The organism is Microcystis sp. M_QC_C_20170808_M9Col, from assembly GCF_007095495.1.
GTDB classification, from domain to species: Bacteria; Cyanobacteriota; Cyanobacteriia; order Cyanobacteriales; family Microcystaceae; genus Microcystis; species Microcystis aeruginosa.
In genome coordinates, this window is sequence record NZ_SFBZ01000089.1 from 1 (window position 1) to 22,127 (window position 22,127).

Here is a 22,127-nt window from a genome sequence, read left to right on the forward strand (position 1 = left end):
TTTCAATAGCTTTGTTGAAGTCAGCTAAAGCTAATTCATATTTTTGTTGGTAAGAGTAAAGACCCCCCCGATTGAGGTAAGCACCAGCATCATTAGGATTAATGTCAATAGCTTTGTTGTAGTCAGAGAGGGCTAAATCGTATTTCTGCTGGTTATAGTAAAGATTCCCCCGATTGTAGTAAGCATCAGTAAAATTAGGATTAAGTTCAATAGCTTTGTTCCAGTCAGCTAAAGCTAATTCGTATTTTTTTTGGTCATAGTAAAGAACCCCACGATTGTAGTAAGCCTTAGCATAATTAGGATTAAGTTCAATAGCTTTGTCGTAGTCAGCTAAAGCTAATTCGTATTTTTGCAAGTTTTTGTAAAGATTCCCCCGATTGTAGTAAGCATAAGCATAATTAGGATTAAGTTCAATAGCTTTGTCGTAGTCAGAGAGGGCTAAATCGTATTTCTGCTGGTAATAGTAAAGATTCCCCCGATTGTAATACCAAGCAGCACGGGGAGCGAGATTAATTGCCTGATTAATCGCCGCTAATCCCTCATCATAGCGTTTTAATTCACTTAATACTGCCCATTTCTCGTTATAGTAATTGGGGTTATTGGGAACCAGAGAAATCGCCTGATTAATCACCGTTAATGCTTGCTCATAATTTTCTAAATAGCGATAAACTGCACTTTGCTGTTGTAAAATACTACTGTGAAACTCCTTTAAATCTTCCCGTTTAGGTAAGGTATTAATCGCTTGTTGCAAAGCTTCTGTAGCTGTTTGATCTTCGCGTAATGCAAATAACATTAATCCCTTCCCGTACCAAGCTAAATAAACATTCTCGGACTCATTTTGCTTAATCGCCTCATCAAAGGCTTTAATTGCTTCCTCATACCTTGCTAACCGCCATAATTGTCCTCCCCTTTGTATCCAAATATCCGCCTTCGCATTGGTATTAGGAACAATAACACCAGTAATCGCTTGAATAATTTCTTGTTGTTGTTGCTGACTAACTTGGGGTTGAGCAGTGGTTAATAATTGCGGTTTTACCTTCAATCTTTCTTGCAATCCGATAAAAGTGCTAATGGGAATCCCTAAACTCAACCCTAACTGAATTTCCGTTACCCCTGCTGTTTCCGAACTTCCATGAATCCCTATTACTCTCCCCTGGGAGTCTAAGACTGCACCGCCACTCATGCCCCCAAATGTGATGCTGGTATAAACTAATTCATACCCTCCTTCTAAAGAAGCAACACTTTGTAATGTTCCCCCTTGTTGAGTGCTTAAAGGACTTTGGCGGGTTTGTATTAATCCCTCTTCTTTCTCGAGAATTGCACCGCCACTAAACAACCATTTCGAGGGATTGTCGCCAATTTTGGGGAAGCCTGCCGCAAAAACAAAATCACCGGTATTTGGGTTATAATTCGCTATTTCCGCAACGGGATAATTGTCCAGGCTTTCAAACTGAAAAACTGCTAAATCTACCCCTTCCTGCCGGATGATGGTGCTTTTCTCGATGTTTCGAGTTTTGCCGTCGCTGGTGACGACGGTGTAGGTGAAATTGAGACAAGGTTTACTTGCAGCATCTTGACTTTTTTCCTTCTCGCAGAAGACGTGATCGGCGGTTAGGACGGTGTAAATATTCCCTTCTTTAGCGATAATGACACCGCTACCGTTTCCACCGCTCGTACTATCGATCCGGACGGTGAAACCCTTGGCTTTTGTTTCTAATTCGGCGATATAGCCAGTATAGGCGGTGGTTTCTATATCGGGGTTCACCGGCGGTAGAGGTAGGTTATAGGCGCTGAGGATTTCGGGACGGATGTAGGTTAATAGGGTATTGATGGAAATGCCCCAGTTAACCGCTCTCATCTGTTGGATTTCTGCGTCTGTGGGTTTCGTACCGTCTTCGTAGATGTAGTTAGAGAGAATCGGATGGGCCGATCGCCCGTTAATGCCGATTAACTCCCCATCAACAAAAATGCCGCCGCCACTCATTCCCTGCACGATATCGCCACTATAACCGACGCTGTAGCCATCCCGGAGGGGTCGATCGCTCACCTGTTCGAGGGTTCCCTTTGTCGTCCGATACTGTCCCGTTTCGGCAACATATCCCGCGGCCACCACTTCTAAACCGATCCTGTCTTGATTGGGGGTAAACTCCGCGATGGTGGCGATCGCATAGTCCCGGGTATCGCTAAACTCCAGCAGGGCGAGATCTTGATTCTCCGATAGGGAATTGGGGACAATGCGGGCCGCACGGCTGTGGCCGTCGTAAGTTTGTACCTGTAGGGTTTTCGTGTTGCGGGTAACGTGGGCGTTGGTTAGGATAAGGTAATTATCGCCTTTTTTAGCGATAATCGTCCCCGATCCCCGATTTGTCTCGCTAGTAATCCGAACGGTGACTCGTTGTAGGAATTGCTCTTCGGTAAGCTCCCGATCGCCCTGTGCCGTCAGAATGGGATGATTAGAAATATTTCCGGCAGCCGGGGTGATAAGGGTTAACCCGGGTTGAGGCAGTAGGGAGAAAAGAAGGATGAGGGCGATCGAAGGTTTGATCATGGCTGTTACCTAGAGTTTGCTGAATAAATGTGAAATGTAGGCAAGGTAAGAGTTTTGTCGTTTTTCTCGTGAAACAGGTGCAAGATTTTGAGAGAATCGTGCTTCAAAACCTTGCGTCTTCATCGGCCCGGGTCCTGTAGGGGCGAAGCATTCGGGCAATAACCTATCGGTGAAACCGGAGATTTTCTATCCGAATGCTTCGCCCGTACTTTTTCAGCAAGCCTTACCTTGCTATTTTAAGTAGTAAGAACGAAGAAAAAAGAAGATACCGGAGGTGGTGAGAATTGCGATCGCTGGGGGGATAATCGGAACCCAGAGACCGAAATAACTAAAGAGAAGCCAACCGATACCAGTAAGGGAAATCACAGCGATCGCCACTGTCAAAAGTATCGTTTTTACCCGAAGAAAACGCCACGTTAATAATCCCCCCACCAGGGACCAACCCAACACCCAGAAAGCCTCCTGTAGGGGATTCCAAAAAGCGATCGAGGTACGTTTTCCTGTCATTGTATCGAGAATTTGACTGACTGCGTGCGCGTGCAAATAAACCCCCGGAATTGCTTCCGATGGGTTGCGACTAAAGGGGGTTAAAAAATCATCGATCCCGGGTTCTGTTACTCCAATCAGGACAATTTTTTCCCGGACTGATTCGGAATTAAAACCCGGATCTAAAACCTGTCGGAGAGATTTTTTCGGAGCAATTTTGATGATTGCATCGATGCCATTATCGGCGATTCGACGGTAAGCGAGCATAACTTGACGGCCGGATCGGGTATCGGATTGACTGGTTCTGTAGGGGCCGCGGTTGGATTGTAGCCAGTCACCGAGATGAGTATCCCCGATATTAATTTCTAGAATTCCCCGCTCCAGTTTATTGCAGTCAAAATCTTGATTCTGGGATTCTAGATATCGTTTGGCAATTAGGAGACTAAAACTAGGAGCATAATCTTTAAAATTACAGGACATTGAGTCAACTTTGGCCAAAGAATCCGGGGGAAGACAGGGAGAGGTGCGATCGAGTTTTGCCTGATATAAAAAACGACGAATTCGGGGAACTCCGGCAATGGTTTCGTCTGGGACTATGTTACTAAAACCACTCTGATTTTTTGGCAGTTCCGGTGGTGGGGGAAATCCGTCCGGTTGCGGGTAATTATTAAACTTACAAATCGAGATAAAATTAGGAGTATTTTGTAATTGTTTGGCTAGGGGTGGATAATCTTGACTGGCAGCGATGGGACGGAGGATATCTAAGGCGATAATTTGCGGTTCGTAGGGCAGTAATTTATTTAAAAGCTGCGATAATGCTTCTCCTGCGAGGGAACGTTTTTGATCGCTTCCGGGTATTGTTGGTCTTTTCATCCCCATGCGATCTTGATAGGCCCAATCTTGGCGATCGATGGTAATAATTAATAATCTTTCATCGGGTTTATCTTTGGGTTTTAGTTGCATCAGACGATCATAAATATTTAATTCTAAGGGTTCTAAAATTCCTGTTTCTCTTATTGCCAAGACTGTCATCGTTACGGCTAAACCTAAACCGAAAGTTAGAGCAAATCGTCGCCAATTTTGTTGTTTTTTAGGGGAGTTACTAAAACTATGCCAAGTGGGGGGTTCTTCGGTGGGATTGGGGCAAACTACGGGCAACCAACTGGCACAGGGATAGTCTTTTTCCCAGTCATCGTGCAGATTTTTTTGGGCTTCATGTACGGCGCTATAGAGAGATTTATTATTGGTAAAAGCGGTTAAAAAGTATTGCAGAAATTTGGGAGAAACGGGATCGGGTAATTTCTCGCGCATAAAGATTAGATGGGGTAATGCCATCCCTTTTTCCCGGGATAGTTGTTGTGCCAAACCAATACCATCACAGGAGTTAAATATCGCTAACTTTAACCCGTTTTTAGTGGCTTCTCCCAGGGAAAAGCTAAAATCAGCTATCTTTAATTTATGAGTTTCTGTTAGTTGAATTTCGCAATCTTGACCATCTTCTGTACTGGCACTATGACCGCTAAAAAAGAGGATATTCCAAGTTTCTTGACGCAATAACTGATTTAATTTTTGCGGGTGAGGGGCTTTTTCCCAGATAATTTCTGCTCCTGCTTTTCCCGCAATATCGTCTAAAGTTTTGCGATCTTCTTCGAGAAATCTTAAGTCGGTGGCATAGCCTAAAATGGCTAAAATCCGAATTTTTTCATGATTTCTTAATTGTCTGGCTAGGGTATCGTATTCCGAGACAATAATGGCTATATCTGCGCCAGTATTTTGGAGGATTTCCCATTTTTCCCAGGGGAATCTTTGCAGCCAGATATTATCGGTTTGTAACCAGATACGAAAGTTATTACCAGAGCGCAGAATTGCGGTTTTGATCGGTTCAAATTCTGGGCTATTATTCAACCATTTGTTTAAGTGATCCTCAAATAATTTGGCTTTTTCTTGGCAGTTTTTAAAAACTAAACTCTGCTGAGAACTATTGGTAATTTGTTGGGGATTGCTATCTTTTAAGACTTTAAAAAATCCCTCTAATTCACTATAGTGACGTTGCCATTGACGGTAAAGAGTTAATAACTCTAAATTAGCTGGTAGCCTTGCTTTGATCACAGTTTGGGGACGAGAATTAAGATCGGGACGAATTTCTAATTTTACTTTAAATCCCCGATCGAATGTGCCATCTAGTTCGAGAGTTAAGAGTTTAATCATTAAGTTTTTCCTCGCTTATACTTGTAAATATTCGGTTACTCTTGCCGATTCTAAAGCCACTTCAATAAAGAATTTATCCCCCAATTCAGCATCAAATCGATAACGAATAAATTCATCGTTATCTGTGGCAATTACTTCTCGAAAAACCTGACCATTTTCGGTGAGAATAGTTAATTTTAAATGGGGGGGTAAAGTGCTTGTTTCTCCCGTGGGGTAAACAGTCGCTTGCAGGCTAAATATTTCTTCAATTTTAGCGATAGTAATCATCAAAGCGAGGGAATTTCCCAGTAATTCTACTCCTAAATCTTTGATGCGTTTAATTTCTGTATTTTTGAAAGCTGGAACCAGTGACAGTGAGCTAAAATCGAGGATACTTTGCCAATCAATGGGGAAATTATCAGTAAACCAATTGGTTAACTTGACGGGGGATTTTTGCCGACGGTTAATTAAAATTTTTCTCCAGTTACTATTGACGATTACTGCTGCCCATTCTTGAAAAGCAATAGCTTTTCTGGGAAAGATTAACTGAGGATTAGCTAAGATGTCTAGTAAGGTTGTCAATCTATCTAAAGATAGTTTTTCCTCCATCTTTTCCGGTTCAATCCTCACTGGTTGTAATTGACACTCTCCCCATAAATCCAAAGAATCTGATCCTGATTGCAGTTGATTTCTCGGTAGAGAGTAGTTAAGATTACGCTTAATATATTGTCCTTTTTCCTTAATATCTTTATGGGTAGTATAACCCCAAATTCTCAGATGACTTTCGGCAGTGTTTACCTGTACCGCTAGATAATAATCACCAATTAATTGAGGAATATCTACCCATTCTTGAGGAATTTCGATCGCTTCTAGATCCAGAGTTTCGCTGGCAATAACTATTACTGACTTTTCGCCTAATTTAACGGTAAAACCATTAACTCCTAGTTGCCAGAAATCCTCTTGATTTTCTACTAAGCTAACCCCAGGCATCCCTGACTGTAGATAGTTAAAAATAACTTGTTGACAGAGATAATTAATATAAAATCTCTGACGAATACTGGCATCAGTAAAACTGGCACTTTTTGCCCAACTTATCTCTTGAATATCGGCGGGTATTTCTAGCCAAATGCTATCAGGAGTTAGTTCTAACCAATCATTAACCATAATTAATCCTCCTGAGTTGTTGCGCTGGTTTGATAGTAGTATGTTAGCCATGGTTCTATTGCCTTACTAATAACTTCTCTATCGTGGGACTGGGAAGGAATATGCAGGTTTTCGGTGGCCCAGGGTAAAAACTTTTTAGCGAGGTGACGATAAACTTTATCCAGTTCCCTAGAAACCTGATATTGTTTGATAACCACCGTGGTGATTTCTGTAATCTTAGCGGCAATTGCCACTTGTCCCAACCCTGAACCATAAGTCATCTCTAGAATTAACTGAATTTGCGGATGCAGTTTTACCTGTTGCGGCTGCTGACAAATCTGTTGAATTTCTGCCCGCAACCAAGCTAGAATTTTTTGGTGGTTTTGTTGCGACTCGCGAAAATTTTCCGCCGCTTCTAATTGCTGCCAAGGGGTATCATGGAGAGTATCTTCGATCATTTCCTCCCTCGTGCTACTTTCCTCACCCCCTAAAGGTTGCTGTAGAGAAATTGTTTTTCCTTGGGGAAATAAATAATCAAAAATAGCTTGTCCCGCATCCTCTAACCATCGGTTAATTGTCGCAGAACTGATTTTGATGGTAGAGTGGCTATCCGAGTTATAAGCAGCGGCGATTTTTTGCCAGATTTCTGGACTAGGTTCCTGAATTTTACCATCGGTTTTTATTTTTGCCTGGGCATAAATTTCTTTATAGTAATCCCAAGCTAAAAGGTAATTTTCGAGAGTTTCTCCCACTAATCCCCTCGCCTGGAGAGCTTGGCTGAGACGCGCTCCGGTAGAATTAAGTAGTAGGCTCCAAGTATTATGGCCGAATGCTTGACTAATCTGACGGATGCGATCGATTAAGCGATATTTAATCCTCTGAGTGGCAAAATTATCGAAGCGAGTGGAGAATAAAGGCTTAAAGTCAGCTAAGATAGCCTCAAAACCAAGAATTCCTTCGTTAAAGTAGTCTTCGATCTGATAATCTAGTTTAGCTTGATATTTTTGATAGATTTCGGCAGCAGCCCAGTAGCAAGGTTCCTGTAAATAAGCGTATAAATGCCCACGAAAAAGATGATTTTGGGAACCGTGATTCTGATACTGTTGGTGAAAGAATAGAGACCAATATTCCTCGGACTCGACATTAGGATCGATTGGGCCATAGCTTTCCATGTTACGACGCAAACGCCGATCGCAATTCCATTCTGTCCTATTTTGCTGCAAAACTAAAAAGCAACAAAACTTCTCCAGCAAAGTCTCTCGTTTTTTCATCTAGCTAGTCCCCGTGGAGGTCAACTAAACTCTCTATCGTTCCACTTGCAGCTTTTATGCAGTATTTTGGCATTTTGTTACAAATTGATCATACTCGGTCTAGGAGAGTCACATTGACATACTCCCCAACCCCCAACAGCTAACCCCCATGGCGGACCAGAACGGGCATATTAAAAAAAAACCTGTCCACTGTTCCTGAGAAACGTTAACATAAGTTAACAACCCCTTAACAACCGATAAGATCATCCCCAATTTATCAGGAGTTCGACAGCGTGAACAAAAACGGTAATAACAAAAAATGGCGCAATGCGGGACTATATGCCCTATTGTTAATCGTAGTCCTTGCCTTGGCCTCAGCTTTCTTCGATCGCCAGCCAGCAGTGCAACAAACTTGGAAGTATAGTGAATTTTTACAGGAAGTACGGGAAGGTAAAGTAGAAACCGTGCGCTTAAGTGCCGACCGGCAACGAGCGATCGTACCCACCCAAGACGGTACGAATGTATTGGTTAACCTGCCCAACGATCCGCAATTAATCAACATTTTGGCAGAAAATAACGTTGATATTGCCGTACTGCCCCAAAGAGAAGAAGGAGTATGGGTAAGAGCCTTCAGTAGCCTCTTTTTCCCCATTTTGCTTCTTGTTGGTCTATTTTTCTTGCTCCGTCGCGCCCAAAGTGGCCCCGGTTCCCAAGCGATGAACTTCGGCAAATCGAAAGCAAGAGTACAGATGGAACCCCAAACCCAGGTTACTTTCGGTGATGTGGCCGGGATTGAAGGGGCAAAATTAGAATTAAACGAAGTAGTGGACTTCCTGAAAAATGCCGATCGCTTCACGGCAATTGGGGCAAAAATCCCCAAAGGAGTCCTTTTAGTCGGTCCTCCGGGGACTGGTAAAACCCTACTCGCTCGCGCAGTAGCTGGAGAAGCAGGAGTCCCGTTTTTTAGCATTTCCGGTTCGGAATTTGTGGAAATGTTCGTCGGGGTGGGTGCTTCTCGCGTCCGCGACCTATTTGAACAAGCGAAAGCGAATGCACCTTGTATAGTTTTTATCGATGAGATTGATGCTGTCGGTCGTCAACGGGGTGCCGGTTTAGGGGGTGGTAACGATGAACGGGAACAAACCCTCAACCAATTATTAACGGAAATGGACGGTTTTGAAGGTAACACAGGTATTATCATTATCGCCGCCACTAACCGTCCTGATGTGCTGGATGCCGCTTTATTACGTCCGGGTCGTTTCGATCGCCAAGTGGTGGTAGATCGTCCCGATTACGCTGGCCGTAAGGAAATCCTTAATGTCCACTCCAGAGGCAAAACTTTGGCCCAAGACGTGGATCTCGATAAAATCGCCCGTCGTACCCCCGGTTTTACCGGTGCCGATCTAGCTAATTTGCTCAACGAAGCCGCAATTTTAGCGGCACGTCGCAATTTAACCGAGATTTCTATGGATGAGATCAACGATGCGATCGATCGTGTCCTGGCAGGTCCTGAGAAGAAAAATCGCGTCATGAGCGAAAAACGCAAAACTTTAGTTGCTTACCATGAAGCTGGTCACGCTTTGGTGGGTGCTTTAATGCCGGATTACGATCCCGTCCAGAAAATTAGTATTATTCCTCGCGGTCGCGCTGGGGGTTTAACTTGGTTCACTCCCAGCGAGGATCGCATGGAATCCGGGTTATATTCTCGCGCTTATCTGCAAAATCAGATGGCTGTAGCTTTGGGGGGTCGTTTAGCTGAAGAAATTATCTTCGGTGAGGAAGAAGTGACTACGGGTGCTTCTAATGACCTGCAACAGGTGGCACGAGTAGCGCGGCAAATGGTCACTCGTTTCGGCATGAGCGATCGCCTGGGACCGGTGGCCTTAGGTCGTCAAAATGGTAATGTTTTCCTAGGTCGTGATATCGCTTCCGATCGAGATTTCTCCGATGAAACTGCGGCAGCTATTGACGAGGAAGTGCGTAACCTAGTGGAACAGGCCTATCGTCGCGCTAAAGAGGTTTTAGTCAATAACCGCGCCATCTTAGACCAGTTAGCGCAAATGTTAGTGGAAAAAGAAACCGTGGACGCAGAGGAGTTGCAAAATATCCTCGCTAATAACGATGTGAAAATGGCGGCTTTAGCTTAAGTTTTGTAACATTTTCTTGACAAACAGCATCCTGATGGGTGCTGTTTTTTTTGATAGCTGTTAATCGGGTGCATCTCAATTTTTGTCAATCCCACACAGAGAAAACGGGTTTCTCGGAGAAACCCGTTTTCTACTCATGTAATTTGGGATTTTTAAGCGGAAACTTTCTCCTAAAGTTGATTCAAGGTAGGGTTGATTCAAGGTAGGGTTGATTCATGAATCAACCCTACCCAAACCCCGAAGCGCATTAGTTTTTCGGTGGGATGCTTACAGATAGCTGCTGATATATCTGTAATAATTTAAGAGTCACTGATAATTAATGTGGGATGTACCCCTGTTAATCAGCTTCACAATACCCAGTTTAAATGCGTCTTAAGTAGGGAGGCACAATTATTTGTAGGATGGGTTAGCGGTAGCGCAACATGAGCGGACGTTGGGTTTCATGCTTCAACCCAACCTACGTTGATCTTATATTTAATTCCACCCACCCACTTAACTTAACAGTCCTGTCTTTTCACTGATTACTGATTACTGATTACTGTTCACTGATTACTGATTACTGATTACTGTTCACTGATTACTGTTCACTGTCATGTAGCGTCGATGACTACTTCCTCTTTACCTATTTTAATTGTTATTTGTGGGGCAACTGCCACGGGAAAATCCAGTTTGGCACTACAATTGGCCGAAAAGTTTAATTCAGTAATTCTCAGTGCCGATTCCCGACAAATCTATCGAGAATTTAATATTGGTACCGCTAAACCTAGCTTAGAAGAATGTCAGCGGATTCCCCATTATCTAATTGATATTTGCGCTCCTCAAGATAATTTTACCCTAGCACAGTACCAAGAACAAGCTGAGGATTTAATCACCACTCTCCACTATTCTCCTCTGTTTTTGGTCGGTGGTACGGGACTTTATATCAAGTCCATTGTCAAAGGTTTAAAAATACCGAGGGTTTCTCCTCAAGCGGATTTAAGACAGCAATTACAAGCTTTAGGACAATCCTATCTTTATCAAATTCTGACCCAGGTAGATGAGGAGGCTGCTAAAAAAATTCATCCCCATGATCAGGTAAGGACTTTACGCGCTTTAGAGGTTTTTTATCTGACAGGAAAACCTATCTCTAGTCAGCAGGGAGAAAATCCTCCCACTTATCCGATTTTACAAATTGGTTTAGATTGTTCCCCAGAAAGTTTAGGCAAGCGGATCACTGTTCGTACTCATCAAATGATCGCCAGGGGATTAGTAGCAGAGGTGCAGAATTTGGGGGATAAATACGGTTGGGATTTGCCACTTTTGCAGACTTTGGGTTATGCAGAGATTAAGCAATATCTGCTCGGGGAAATTTCTTTAGAACAGGCGATCGATCTAATTATCCTCCACACCCGTCAATTTGCCAAACGTCAGCGCACTTGGTTTCGTGCCGATGCTGATATTGTCTGGTTTCCCGTCGATAAAGAAAATTTATTGGAATCGGTGGAACGAAAAATTATTTTGTTTCTTGAGGGGTTGTCAAGGCCCGATATAAAAACACATCATCCTGATTAACGATTAACTGAAAGTTCTCATTTTGATTCAGTTTATTTAAGTGATCATCAATTAGTTCTGGTGAACTAGACCAACCGGGATGACGGCGATCGAGTAGGATGTAATTAAATTGATTTAAATCTAGGGATTGGGAACCTTCGATCGCTAATTTGATCATTTCTCGATGGGTAAGATGGGGGGCAATTCTAGAAGTAGTCAAGACACTCTCACTGGTGGTAATTTGGGTTAGAGCTTTTTGGGTGGCGGACCAAGTATCGAGGGAATTTAAATACAGTGACCAAAAATAGCCGTATTTAGCTAAGGCAAAAAAGGCAATAATTGCCCAAGTAATTATCCATTTAGGCTGCTTCAACCAGTTACTATTATGGGCTAAAGTGGCGATAACCGCTAGAAATAAAAAGGGCAAAATTGGCAGGGAATATTGAGTGGTTAAGTTTTTTTGTGGGGCATGATCTGCTAATAAATTTAAAGCGAGTGCGGGAATAGCGGCAATTATTGGGGCAGAATAGCGCCAGGATAAACCCCAAACTAAGGGAATAATTAATAGGATTAGGTATTCTAGATTATTGCCAGTAAAGATTTTTCCCAAGACAAGATCGGGTTTGAGGAAAAGATTAAAGATAATTGCTGGTAAACTATCTCCTAGATAACTATATCGAGAATCGGCCATTTCAATAACTGCTGATTTTCCTGTCAGGAGAGGAATTAATAACTTCGTGGTGATAATAAACCAAAGAATGCCGCTAATAATAGCAATTATTCCCGAGATTTTTTTCTTTTCCCAGAGAAGTAACCAGATACCGATTCCCAACAATGTTAAAGAGAGAATTGCTTTACAACCGAGAATAACAATGATTCCTAGACAAAATCCCCAGAGATTATTTAATCTTGCCGCTAAAATTGTCCAAAAAATCGCTGGCACTGCGATAACTTCGGGATGAAAATCAAAGAGATTAACATTAAAAATTAGGGGATAGAGCAGATAAACTAAGGCTAATGTATAAGCTTGTTTTTCTTTTAATCCCGCTTCTATTGCCAATTGCCAGAGGGGAAAAGCACCAAGAGAAAGGGAAAAAGCTTGTAAGAAAAGCAGCCAATAAACGCTAGGATAAATTTTATAAAGTAAGGCTATAGGATAGAGAATAAAAGCGATGTGATCGCCTAAAATATGGTAGTCAACAAAAGATATAATCGGTGGTTTACCTTGAGAAATTAGGTAAACTCCTTGATCGAACCAACCAAGATCGAGAGCATTAGATTGAAATAAAATATGTCTGATAGCACTGCAAACAAACAGGATTATTGTCGCGCAACCAATTAACCAAAATAAATCATTTTTTTTGTACATAATCATTAAGTTTTACTGGGATTTTTCGGGGTTATTACGACAATACTGCCAGGTATGTATAAAATAGGCAGCAACTTCAGTAAACCATGTTTTAAAAATATTTCTGTTCTCACTGGTGACGATAACCCCATTAATAAAATCTTGCCATTGGGGATCATTAGCGGGAAGAATGAAACCATAATAATCACAATTTAAAGGATTGCGCGGGATAAGTTTATAATCTTTTTCTAAGGACAAACCGAGAATGACAGCTTCTCCAATTAGCAGAATGCCATCACTAGCAAAAGCATCTATTCTATTCCTTCTTAAACTTTGGATACCCCGCAGTCTTCCCGTCACTCCTTGAAATTCTTGATAGGTAGCAAGAGGATATTTTTGTCTTAATAATTCTTGAGTGCTGGTATCTCGCAAAACTCCAATACTTATACCTTCTAAGGACGAAGAAAAGTTAAAATTCTTCTGATTATCACTCCTCACTAAAAACTGAGTTCCAGTGACAAAAAAAGGACGAGAAAAACTGACACCATCAGGTATATTTTTTCTGATACTATTGGGACCACACTCGAAATCAACCGTTTTATTTTCCAATAACTGGAAGCGATTAAATAAAGTTGATTTATAAATTTTGACACTGATGATCTGGAGGTTTAATTTATGCTTTAGTTCCCCTCTGAGCAATTGGATAAAATCTAAGCATAATCCCTGCAAATTATTATTACTATCTCGATAGCCAAAAGGAATGGCATCTTCTCTCATAGCTACTTCTAATAATCCCGTGCGTTTAATTTTTTCTAGAACCGTTTCAGACTTAGCTGGGAGGGGAGCAAAAAAATTAGATAAAATAACGAGAGTAAGAATGATTAATTTCATGACTTTTGCCGAGATTATTTAAGATTTGTTATGACCGTGATCCCATTTATCTAAAATGTCTTTGAATAATAATTCATCTAACCATGTCTTTACTACCACTGTCAAAGGTAAAGCCAATAATAAACCTAAGATGCCAAATATTTGAGCGAAGAAAATTTGAGCGATTAGGGTAATTGCTGGTAGTAAAGATACCTGTTTAGCCATGACAGTTGGTGTCAGCAAATAACTTTCGACATTTTGGATAATAAAATAGAGAATCAGAATAGCGACAATTTTCCAAGGTGCATCGATAACAGCAATTAGAATGGGAAAAATCACACTAGCAGTCGGTCCGATATTAGGGATAAAATTGAGCAATCCGGCTAGGATAGCATGAACGAGAACTAGATTAATTTGTAGAAGCAAAAGACCGAAACCACTGAATAATCCCACCATAGTTGAACTAATGGCAATTCCCAACAACCAATTACCTAAACCCGCTTCCGATAGGGTAAGAATTTCCTCGGCACGACGACGATAGAAGTTAGGAAATAATTTTAAGAAAGCTTGTCGATAGGGTTGGGGGTTAGCTAACAGCATAATTGCTAACACCAGCACGAATAATAATTGCAAAATTGCCGCCACTGAGTTAGAAAAGAAGGTAAAAAAGTTACTAAAAACAAAGGTTCCTAAAGGTTGTAACTGCTGGAATAAATCAGTTAAATTAGGCAGCGATGGCAACCAATCAAATTGAAATTGTTGTCGCCATCGAATCGAGTTATTGCGGACTAAATCCCAAGCTTGCGGTAAAAGTTCAATTAATTTTTGAAACTGTTCGATAAAGGGGGGAACGATAATTACAAAAAATAAAATCACAATTGCTAGACTCGTCAGCAGGGTAATTAAAATAGCCAAACCCCTTTTAATCCCCAATCTCTGCAATCCTTTCACACATCTATTTAAGGCTACGGTAAACACGATCGCCATAAAAATCAATAATAACAGCTGTCGAATCTGCCACAATACATACAGAGCCATTATTAAACAGATAAACCCCAACCACTGACCAAATTTCACAACCTTGATTTATCCTATCGGGACAAGTTTTATCATACAGCAGTCGGGAGGCGGTCGGCGGTCGGCAGGTTTTAGGTGTTGGGGTTTTGGGGTGTTGGGGTTTTGGGGTTTTAGTTCAATTTCCCCACTTCCACACCTCCCCATCTCCCCACCTCCCCATCTCCCCCCGCAACGCGCACGAAGTGGTCTCCCTATCTCCCCACCTCCCTATCTCCCCACTTCCCCACCTCCCCACTTCCCTATCTCCCCACAGCAAAAATTAAGTTTTGTATCAAAAATTTGCTAATTTTGCTGTTATCTGCTACACAGTTACACCACAAAACAGGATAGAAAAACGAGATTTTCTTAATTACCAGACATTTTCTCAAATTTTATGGCAACTCTCCCAGAGTCAAATTATCCTGAAAGAAATCCTCTCCTAAAAAATCCGACAAGACTCAGAGAAATTGTAGCCATTAATGCTTTTATCCTTGTATTAGGACTTCGATAATGAAAGAATTGGAGCGATACTATAAAGTTTTAGGGTTAGATCATGGGGCATCTCTCGACGAGATCAATCAAGCCTACAAAGATTTGGTGTTTATTTGGCATCCCGATCGCATTCCCAAAGATAATCAGCGTCTTTTGGAAAAAGCCACGGCTAAACTGCAAGAAATTAACCAAGCTAGGGAACAATTGCGGCAAATTCATCAAAATTCTCCTAAACGCTCCAATTCCGCCCCTAAAACTGAAAAACAGCCCGCCCACGCCTATAAAACTGCGTCCCCCTATCAGCCTCACCCTAGCCAACCCGGCCAAAATTCACAAACCCACAGTCAACAAACCCACAGTCAACAAACCCATAGTCAACACAGCCACTCCCAGAATAACCATCAGGTTCACAATCATGGCGCCTGGCGCCCTCACTATCGGGATTTAAACGGAGCCGATTTACAGGGAGCTAACCTGAAAGAAAAAGATCTCTCTAGTCGCAGTCTCATCGGGGCTGATTTAAGCCATGCCGACTTAAGCGATAGCTTCCTGCACAAAATTAACCTAGAAAAAGCTAATCTGTACAAAGCTAATCTTTTTCGCGCCAATCTCCTCGAAGCTAACCTTAAGGGCGCAAATTTACAGGAAGCCAATCTCATCGGGGCGGATTTAAGCGGGGCGGATCTGTCGGCGGCAGATTTACGCGGGGCAAAAATTGGCTTTGGTAAGCGTATTATGGTGAAATTAACTGGAGCAATTTTAACAGGAACAATTCTCCCCGATGGTTCGATTCATCAATGAATAACCTCCTGCTAATTTTGATATTTTTTTAATAGGAACTATCACCCGATGGGCATTTATTACACAATCGCTGCTGTTTTCCTAGGAATGCAATTAGCCACAGGAGAAAATTTATCGGCGGCAAACCCTGATTTTCTCCAGCTGCAGAAAGCTTTAGAAAAACACAATTTCATCGTCAAAATTGCCCCGCCACCAGTGCGAGGAGCCTACGGTTTATTTGATAGTAAAACTAGAATTATTTGGATTCATCCCCTAGTTTTTGACTTAGGTATTGCCCGACCAACATTAATTCATGAAGCTGTCCATGCCGCTCAACTTTGTCATGGAGGCAAAACAGTTAAAGCTCTTAATTTAGCCATAGAACCACCAGCAATGACCAGAAGATTTTTTATGAATTATCAGGGTTTTAGCAGACAAATCGAAGCCGAAGCCTATACTATTCAAGTTCAGCCCGATGGTCTGGATTTAGTTATTTCTTTACTGCAAAAATATTGTCCTTAGAAAACCTGTTAATAAATCTACCAATCTCGTTCTAATTCTTCGGCCACACGACGATAATCGGCGCTGGCTTCTTGGGCATTTTTACCGCGCCAATTGGTAATAGCAACCCCGTCTAAAACGGCTTTTTCGTGGGCCTTATAATTTCTGACAAAAGCATGACAGGCAGGAATACCTAATTCTAATAAAGTATTTTGTGCTTCCAAAGTTTCCTTAAGACTACGGGAATCCACTTTCGTTAACAAAACCCGATAGGCAATTCCTAGGGGTTTAACTGCCGTGCGTACCGTGTCAATTAAAGCCATTAAATCCATCGGTGCGGGAGGAGTCGGTAAAATTAAATAATCTGATTCTGCTATTACTGCCGTAAGTAATTCGGAGCGCAAAGCTGGTGGTGTGTCAATCACGATCAGATCGTACTCGATAATTTGACGCAATTCTCCTAATTTCTCGGTATTAATTTGCTTGGCTAAATCAAATACCATACCCGCTTGATTTCTTTCTACCCACCAAGTGGAGGAACCCTGCGGATCCGCATCCACCAGCAAAACACGCTGATTCTCCCCCCAAATTGCCGCTAAATTGACCGCAGTTGTGGTTTTACCCACACCACCTTTACCATTGACAACAGCGAGGATTTTTGGGCTATTAGGCTTTAATTGCGAGGTCATTTTCAGTTATCAGTTATCAGTTATCAGTTAAGTAAGTAGGCGTTAAAAGTTATCGGATGCCCCTCTTATTAAGGGGGGATCCCCCCGCCTACCGGCACCCCCCTTATCAAGGGGGGCAGGGGGGATCGAACCTAAAATCTATCTTCAATTTAATTATAACCAGCTACTTATCAGTTACCAGTTATCAGTTATCAGATTTGAGTTTTAAGTTCACTGTTTACTGTTTACTGATTACTGTTTACTGATCACTGAAAAAAAGCTCCCCACTGATTACTGTTTACTGATTACTGATCACTGAATATAACTAACCAGAAAGTTTTTGATCTAAGATTTGGCTAGTTAATTTAGGATCGGCTTTACCGCCGCTTTTTTTCATGACTTGACCGACAAAAAATCCCTTAAGATTGGTTTTACCCGCCCGGAATTTTTCTAACTCGCTTGGATGGGAGGCGATAATTTCCTCGATCAGTTTTTCGATCGCAGAAGTGTCAGAAATTTGTATTAATCCTTTCTTTTCCACCAGCGCTTTCGGTGAACCGCCTTCGGTGAGAAGTTCGGGTAAAATTTCCTTAGCAATTTTGCCACTAATTGTTCCGGTTTCAATCAGTTTAACTAATTCGGCTAAGTCTGACGCTTGCAGGGCGATTTCTGTGATCGTCAGCTTATTATTATTCAAATAAGCGGCGATATCTTGACTGATCCAGTTAGCGACTAATTTCGCATTGGCCCCCGCAATTACAGCAGTTTCAAAATATTCGGCCACGGTGCGATCATCGGTTAAAACCCTGGCATCGTAGGCGGAAAGACCAAATTCTTCTTCATAACGACGACGTTTACGAGCGGGTAATTCCGGTAATTCTTCCGCCCAAGCTTTTAACTGTTCGGGGGAGACTTCTAGGGGGGGTAAATCCGGTTCGGGAAAATAGCGATAATCGCTAGAACCTTCTTTTTTCCGCATACTAATCGTCCGTTGAGTAGCTTCTTCCCAAAGACGGGTTTCCTGTACGATCAGTTCGCCATTTTTGATCGCTTCAATTTGTCGATCGATCTCGTATTCTATGGCTTTTTGGATAGCACTAAAGGAGTTCATATTTTTAATTTCTACCTTAGTCCCGAACTTTTTAGTGCCTTTTTTACGAACGGAAATATTGACATCGCAGCGCAGGGAACCTTCCTGCATATTGCCGTCACTGATGCCGAGATAACGCACTAAACGCCGTAATTCTTGGGCATATTCCGCCGCTTCGGCCCCAGTGCGTAAATCCGGTTCCGAGACAATTTCTAATAATGGTACACCTGTACGATTAAAATCCACGAGGGAATGGGTGGAACCGGAGAGACGTTCGCTGCCAGCATGAACCAGTTTTCCCGCGTCTTCTTCCATGTGCAGACGGGTAATGCCGATAATTTTGCGGCTAACTTCCTTAGTTTTTTTATCGACGATCTCGATTTCTAGTTGACCCTGTTCGACAATAGGGAGATCATACTGGGAAATTTGATAATTTTTCGGCAGGTCGGGATAAAAATACTGTTTGCGATCGAATTTGCTATGAGGTGTGATTTTACCGTCGATAGCTAATCCCAGTTTAACGGCACTGGCCAGGACTTCTTGGTTAAGGACGGGTAATACCCCCGGATAACCCAAACAGACGGGACAGACGTTAGTATTGGGGGGACTATCGAAGTTGGTGGGACAGGGACAAAATATCTTGCTTTTGGTGTTGAGTTGACAGTGGGTTTCTAAACCGATAATTGCTTCGTATTCAGTGGCAGACATATTTTCTCGCTCTAGCCGACACAGGAATGATCTGTTTAATCATTATAGTCGCGATTCAGGAGCATTCCCTCCCTTCACAAAACTTAATAATGTAGTTACTAATAACTTTCTGCACCTTTAATATAGCTCAAAAAAGATAATTTATTCAACCAATCTCCGCATTATTTTTAATAATATCAAAGGCATAAGACAGGGAAGACTATCGATAATTTTTCACCGATAAACCTAGATTTTCTAGTATCCACCACCGACCACAGAAAACGAAACCTAAAACTTTCCACCTCACCGTTAAGATAACCGACATAAATCGTAGCAAAAATTAACTTCTAGAGACGGGATATTTGCTTAGTATAGAAACAGAGAGATTATACCTGAGAACTGACACCATAACCAGCCAAAAGCAATATAAGCGGCGAAAGTGAGCATTTTCTAGGCAAGTATTGCCTTAGTAAGTAGGTGGGTGGAATTAAATATAAGATGAACGTAGGTTGGGTTGAAGCATGAAACCCAACGCCCGCATGGGTTACGCTACCGCTAACCCATCCTACAAATAATTGTGCTTCCCTACTTAATTGACGATTTTTACTTTTTACTCAATTTTATGTCTTTAACTCTCTCAGAACAACTCAAGCGAGAACAATTATCCTATCCCCAAACTCTCCTCCATCATCTGCAAAGGTTACGGCATTTTGTGACAGTGGAAGGAGAGGAGAAATTGCAGCAGTGGAAAAACCTCATTGAAAAGGAGAATTTTCAACCTAGCACCCGTAATTTAGCCTATTATCTCGCCCTGAGACAAGAAGATATCCGGGATTTACAATTAGCTTTAATGCCCTGGGGATTATCTTCCCTAGGCCGGATTGAATCGAAAGTTTTACCGACTCTCGATGCGGTAATTGCCACTTTAGGGGCGGTTTGTCATCAAGAAGCCTCATTATTACCCAAACATCCCCCTTTAGAGGCATTTTTCCAAGGAGATCAACTTTTAGCTTCCCATAGCGCGGAAGTTTTCGGTCTGCCTTCCCCCCGGCGTCGGGTGCGAATTATGGTGACAATGCCGACGGAGGCGGCAACCGACCCCGATTTTATCGCTCAATTACTGCGTTGCGGGATGGACTGTATTCGCATTAATTGCGCCCATGATAGCCCGAAAGAGTGGCAGGGAATGATCGAAAATCTGCGCGAGGCGGTCAAAAATCCCGAAAATTTAGTCAATGGACATACCTGTAAAGTTTATATGGACTTAGCGGGCCCAAAAATCCGTTTAGAACAGATTTTAGCCCCCCAGTCCCAAACCAGACTATATCAAGGGGATTTTCTCCTCTTAACCACCCAACCCCCCCACACTGCCCATCCTCAGTATTTTCAGGCTAATTGTTCCCAACCGGAAATTATTCCCCAAATTCCCGTCGGGGCGAAAGTTTGGATTGATGATGGTCATATCGGGGCTGAAGTTATTGCCATAATGCCAGAAGGTCTCTTACTAAAAATTACCCACGCCAGGGAGAAAGGGGAAAAACTCAAAGCAGATAAGGGCCTAAATTTCCCCGATACCGTCTTAAATATCGATCCTTTGACCGCAAAAGACCGGCAAGATTTAGATTTTATTGCCCAAAATGCCGATATTATCGGTTACTCTTTTGTGCAAAAAGCCAGCGATATCGAGACACTACAGCTAGAGTTACAAAGTCGTTTGGGGGATGCTTGGCGACAAAAAGCAATCGTGGCCAAAATAGAAACACCTTTAGCCGTGAAAAATCTTCCCGAATTAATCATCCATGCCGCCGGTAAACAACCTTTTGGGGTGATGATTGCCCGGGGTGATTTGGCCGTAGAAATTGGCTATCAAAGACTCGCAGAAATTCAAGAGGAAATTCTCTGGTTATGCGAAGCAGCCCATATTCCGGTAATTTGGGCCACCCAAGTCCTAGAAAATCTGGTCAAGAAAAGTATTCCTTCCCGGGCCGAGATTACCGATGCCGCTATGGCCGAAAGAGCCGAATGTGTCATGCTTAATAAGGGGGAATATATCCGGGAAGCGGTGACAATTCTCGATGATGTTTTACAAAGAATGCAGAGCCACCAAGCGAAAAAAACGCCCCAATTACGCGCTCTCCATTCTTGGGTTTAAGCAGTTATCAGTTTTCAGTTATCAGTTATCAGTTATCAGTTATCAGTTATCAGTTATCAATTATCAGTTATTAGTTTTCAGATTTGAGTTATTAGTTCACTGTTTACTGATCACTGTTTACTGATCACTGAAAAAACTTCCCACTCCCCCACACCTTTTAAACAGGATTGAGAATCAGAGGCAAATTAACGCATATTATTGACCGCACCACTAACCAAACCAGCGCTAACATAGCGACCATAACCATCAAGACGGTTTTGTTGAGCGATTCGAGAGGGATTATTGACGAGATCGGCAACTCCCACACCCATCATCACCACGGAGATAACTGCGATTAAGTAGTTACGGACAAAAGTTTGATTTTGGTGGTTGGCTAACATGGTTGTCACCTCTCTTTCCTGTCGATAACCTTAGAATACGAGAGGGTTTGGGGTGATGTCAGTCCCATAATTCCGGGTGACAGAAGTGGAAAAAAGTGGAATCCACAGATAAGCTATGATTTTTTGTCGATTAGAATCGGTAAATAGGGAATCGGGAACAGGAAAAGGGCAATATTCGTCGCTTATATGGTTAAATAATCAGTAAATTGCCTAAAAACTGACATATTCTCCAGAATATGACCCTAGAAACAGCGATTATGACCATAAAATTTTTCTGGCCTTTAGTTTTAGGATTATCTATTGTTATTATTGACAAGGGGCAATATCTGAGAGCAGAAACGGTAACTTTGAGCGCCAGTCAACGGCAACAACTGCGATCGCTAGATGCTAAGATTATTTTACCTAACTATATCCCTCCCGGATTTCGGGCCAGCGAGATTAAAATCCTCGCAGAAGAGGGGAATGGATACGCAGTCCTCTTTGAAAATGCCGAGAATAGCTGTTTTTTGGTGGAAGGAATCGAAAACGCCAGGGGCGATGATGGTTTAGAATTAGAGGGAACCCTAGCGCTCAATTCCCCACTATTTGGAGAAGGATACTGGCTCAATTATGGTACACCCAAAGACTCGGAATTAAGGCAACAATTCCCCGAACCCGATTTGTATTCCGATTGGATGAAAATGGGAGAATATTTTTATCGTCTCAGTGGGGCATTAATTGCCCGGGAGGAGTATGATTATCCTAATTGCCGTCAAGATATTTCCCCATCGGAAGCGGTTAAAATAATCGAATCTTTCGGAGATAACAATTAA

16 protein-coding genes are annotated in these 22,127 nt (G+C 42.2%); 6 read left to right on the plus strand and 10 right to left on the minus strand.

The window, feature by feature from the left end; genetic code table 11:
• The 4 genes from EWV68_RS05745 to EWV68_RS05760 form a co-directional block, all read right to left on the minus strand.
• A partial coding sequence (locus EWV68_RS05745) for a tetratricopeptide repeat-containing serine protease family protein (RefSeq protein ID WP_287169131.1) occupies positions 1 to 2,548 on the minus strand: 2,548 nt, incomplete at its 3' end.
• Between the two features lie 231 nt (positions 2,549 to 2,779).
• Positions 2,780 to 5,242 (minus strand): CHASE2 domain-containing protein, encoded by a 2,463-nt coding sequence (locus EWV68_RS05750; RefSeq protein WP_287169132.1) that lies wholly within the window; start codon positions 5,240 to 5,242, stop codon positions 2,780 to 2,782.
• A 15-nt stretch (positions 5,243 to 5,257) separates the two neighbouring features.
• A complete protein-coding gene (locus EWV68_RS05755; protein WP_287169133.1) occupies positions 5,258 to 6,385 on the minus strand; it encodes a DUF1822 family protein in 1,128 nt (375 codons plus the stop codon).
• A gap of 2 nt (positions 6,386 to 6,387) precedes the next feature.
• A complete protein-coding gene (locus EWV68_RS05760; protein WP_287169134.1) occupies positions 6,388 to 7,635 on the minus strand; it encodes an RNA polymerase subunit sigma-70 in 1,248 nt (415 codons plus the stop codon).
• Positions 7,636 to 7,907: 272 nt separating this feature from the next.
• Between EWV68_RS05760 and ftsH3 the strand changes: the two genes are divergently transcribed.
• On the plus strand, positions 7,908 to 9,761 hold the full coding sequence (ftsH3, locus tag EWV68_RS05765) for an ATP-dependent zinc metalloprotease FtsH3 (RefSeq protein ID WP_147071163.1): 1,854 nt from the start codon (positions 7,908 to 7,910) through the stop codon (positions 9,759 to 9,761).
• A 603-nt stretch (positions 9,762 to 10,364) separates the two neighbouring features.
• Positions 10,365 to 11,312, plus strand: coding sequence for a tRNA (adenosine(37)-N6)-dimethylallyltransferase MiaA (gene miaA, locus EWV68_RS05770; protein ID WP_287169135.1), 948 nt, complete (start codon positions 10,365 to 10,367; stop codon positions 11,310 to 11,312).
• Here miaA and EWV68_RS05775 read toward each other — a convergent pair.
• Genes EWV68_RS05775 through EWV68_RS05785 form a run of 3 tightly spaced genes read right to left on the minus strand, consistent with a single transcriptional unit; the run spans position 11,254 to position 14,586 of the window.
• A complete protein-coding gene (locus EWV68_RS05775; protein WP_287169136.1) occupies positions 11,254 to 12,660 on the minus strand; it encodes a DUF2079 domain-containing protein in 1,407 nt (468 codons plus the stop codon). The genes miaA and EWV68_RS05775 overlap by 59 nt on opposite strands.
• Before the next feature lie 12 nt (positions 12,661 to 12,672).
• Positions 12,673 to 13,530: an amino acid ABC transporter substrate-binding protein gene (locus EWV68_RS05780; protein WP_061432569.1), complete on the minus strand. Its 858-nt coding sequence runs from the start codon at positions 13,528 to 13,530 to the stop codon at positions 12,673 to 12,675.
• A gap of 18 nt (positions 13,531 to 13,548) precedes the next feature.
• Entirely contained in the window at positions 13,549 to 14,586 is a 1,038-nt protein-coding gene (locus EWV68_RS05785) for an AI-2E family transporter (protein ID WP_287169137.1), read from the minus strand.
• Positions 14,587 to 15,075: 489 nt separating this feature from the next.
• Here EWV68_RS05785 and EWV68_RS05790 point away from each other — a divergent pair, with 489 nt between their 5' ends.
• Both EWV68_RS05790 and EWV68_RS05795 read left to right on the plus strand, forming a co-directional pair.
• Entirely contained in the window at positions 15,076 to 15,858 is a 783-nt protein-coding gene (locus EWV68_RS05790; protein ID WP_287169138.1) for a pentapeptide repeat-containing protein, read from the plus strand.
• Between the two features lie 48 nt (positions 15,859 to 15,906).
• A complete protein-coding gene (locus EWV68_RS05795) occupies positions 15,907 to 16,359 on the plus strand; it encodes a DUF8637 domain-containing protein (protein ID WP_002777993.1) in 453 nt (150 codons plus the stop codon).
• Between the two features lie 17 nt (positions 16,360 to 16,376).
• Here the strand turns inward: EWV68_RS05795 and EWV68_RS05800 are convergent, their stop codons facing one another.
• Both EWV68_RS05800 and gatB read right to left on the minus strand, forming a co-directional pair.
• On the minus strand, positions 16,377 to 17,027 hold the full coding sequence (locus tag EWV68_RS05800) for a ParA family protein (RefSeq protein WP_002799248.1): 651 nt from the start codon (positions 17,025 to 17,027) through the stop codon (positions 16,377 to 16,379).
• Between the two features lie 304 nt (positions 17,028 to 17,331).
• Positions 17,332 to 18,804: an Asp-tRNA(Asn)/Glu-tRNA(Gln) amidotransferase subunit GatB gene (gene gatB / locus EWV68_RS05805; RefSeq protein ID WP_061432566.1), complete on the minus strand. Its 1,473-nt coding sequence runs from the start codon at positions 18,802 to 18,804 to the stop codon at positions 17,332 to 17,334.
• A gap of 601 nt (positions 18,805 to 19,405) precedes the next feature.
• Between gatB and EWV68_RS05810 the strand changes: the two genes are divergently transcribed.
• Positions 19,406 to 20,935: a pyruvate kinase gene (locus EWV68_RS05810; RefSeq protein ID WP_061432637.1), complete on the plus strand. Its 1,530-nt coding sequence runs from the start codon at positions 19,406 to 19,408 to the stop codon at positions 20,933 to 20,935.
• A 185-nt stretch (positions 20,936 to 21,120) separates the two neighbouring features.
• Here the strand turns inward: EWV68_RS05810 and EWV68_RS05815 are convergent, their stop codons facing one another.
• Entirely contained in the window at positions 21,121 to 21,315 is a 195-nt protein-coding gene (locus EWV68_RS05815) for a hypothetical protein (protein WP_002763089.1), read from the minus strand.
• A gap of 236 nt (positions 21,316 to 21,551) precedes the next feature.
• On the opposite strand from EWV68_RS05815, the gene EWV68_RS05820 reads away from it, so the two are divergent.
• A complete protein-coding gene (locus EWV68_RS05820) occupies positions 21,552 to 22,127 on the plus strand; it encodes a cupin domain-containing protein (RefSeq protein ID WP_061432565.1) in 576 nt (191 codons plus the stop codon).

Excerpts from the sequence above, each read along its gene's own strand:
- EWV68_RS05750 (WP_287169132.1), bottom strand. The coding sequence starts at position 5,242 with ATGATTAAACTCTTAACTCTCGAACTAGATGGCACATTCGATCGGGGA.
- EWV68_RS05755 (WP_287169133.1), bottom strand. The coding sequence starts at position 6,385 with ATGGTTAATGATTGGTTAGAACTAACTCCTGATAGCATTTGGCTAGAA.
- EWV68_RS05760 (WP_287169134.1), bottom strand. The coding sequence starts at position 7,635 with ATGAAAAAACGAGAGACTTTGCTGGAGAAGTTTTGTTGCTTTTTAGTT.
- miaA (WP_287169135.1), top strand. The coding sequence starts at position 10,365 with ATGACTACTTCCTCTTTACCTATTTTAATTGTTATTTGTGGGGCAACT.
- EWV68_RS05775 (WP_287169136.1), bottom strand. The coding sequence starts at position 12,660 with ATGTACAAAAAAAATGATTTATTTTGGTTAATTGGTTGCGCGACAATA.
- EWV68_RS05780 (WP_061432569.1), bottom strand. The coding sequence starts at position 13,530 with ATGAAATTAATCATTCTTACTCTCGTTATTTTATCTAATTTTTTTGCT.
- EWV68_RS05790 (WP_287169138.1), top strand. The coding sequence starts at position 15,076 with ATGAAAGAATTGGAGCGATACTATAAAGTTTTAGGGTTAGATCATGGG.
- EWV68_RS05795 (WP_002777993.1), top strand. The coding sequence starts at position 15,907 with ATGGGCATTTATTACACAATCGCTGCTGTTTTCCTAGGAATGCAATTA.
- EWV68_RS05800 (WP_002799248.1), bottom strand. The coding sequence starts at position 17,027 with ATGACCTCGCAATTAAAGCCTAATAGCCCAAAAATCCTCGCTGTTGTC.
- gatB (WP_061432566.1), bottom strand. The coding sequence starts at position 18,804 with ATGTCTGCCACTGAATACGAAGCAATTATCGGTTTAGAAACCCACTGT.
- EWV68_RS05810 (WP_061432637.1), top strand. The coding sequence starts at position 19,406 with ATGTCTTTAACTCTCTCAGAACAACTCAAGCGAGAACAATTATCCTAT.
- EWV68_RS05815 (WP_002763089.1), bottom strand. The coding sequence starts at position 21,315 with ATGTTAGCCAACCACCAAAATCAAACTTTTGTCCGTAACTACTTAATC.
- EWV68_RS05820 (WP_061432565.1), top strand. The coding sequence starts at position 21,552 with ATGACCCTAGAAACAGCGATTATGACCATAAAATTTTTCTGGCCTTTA.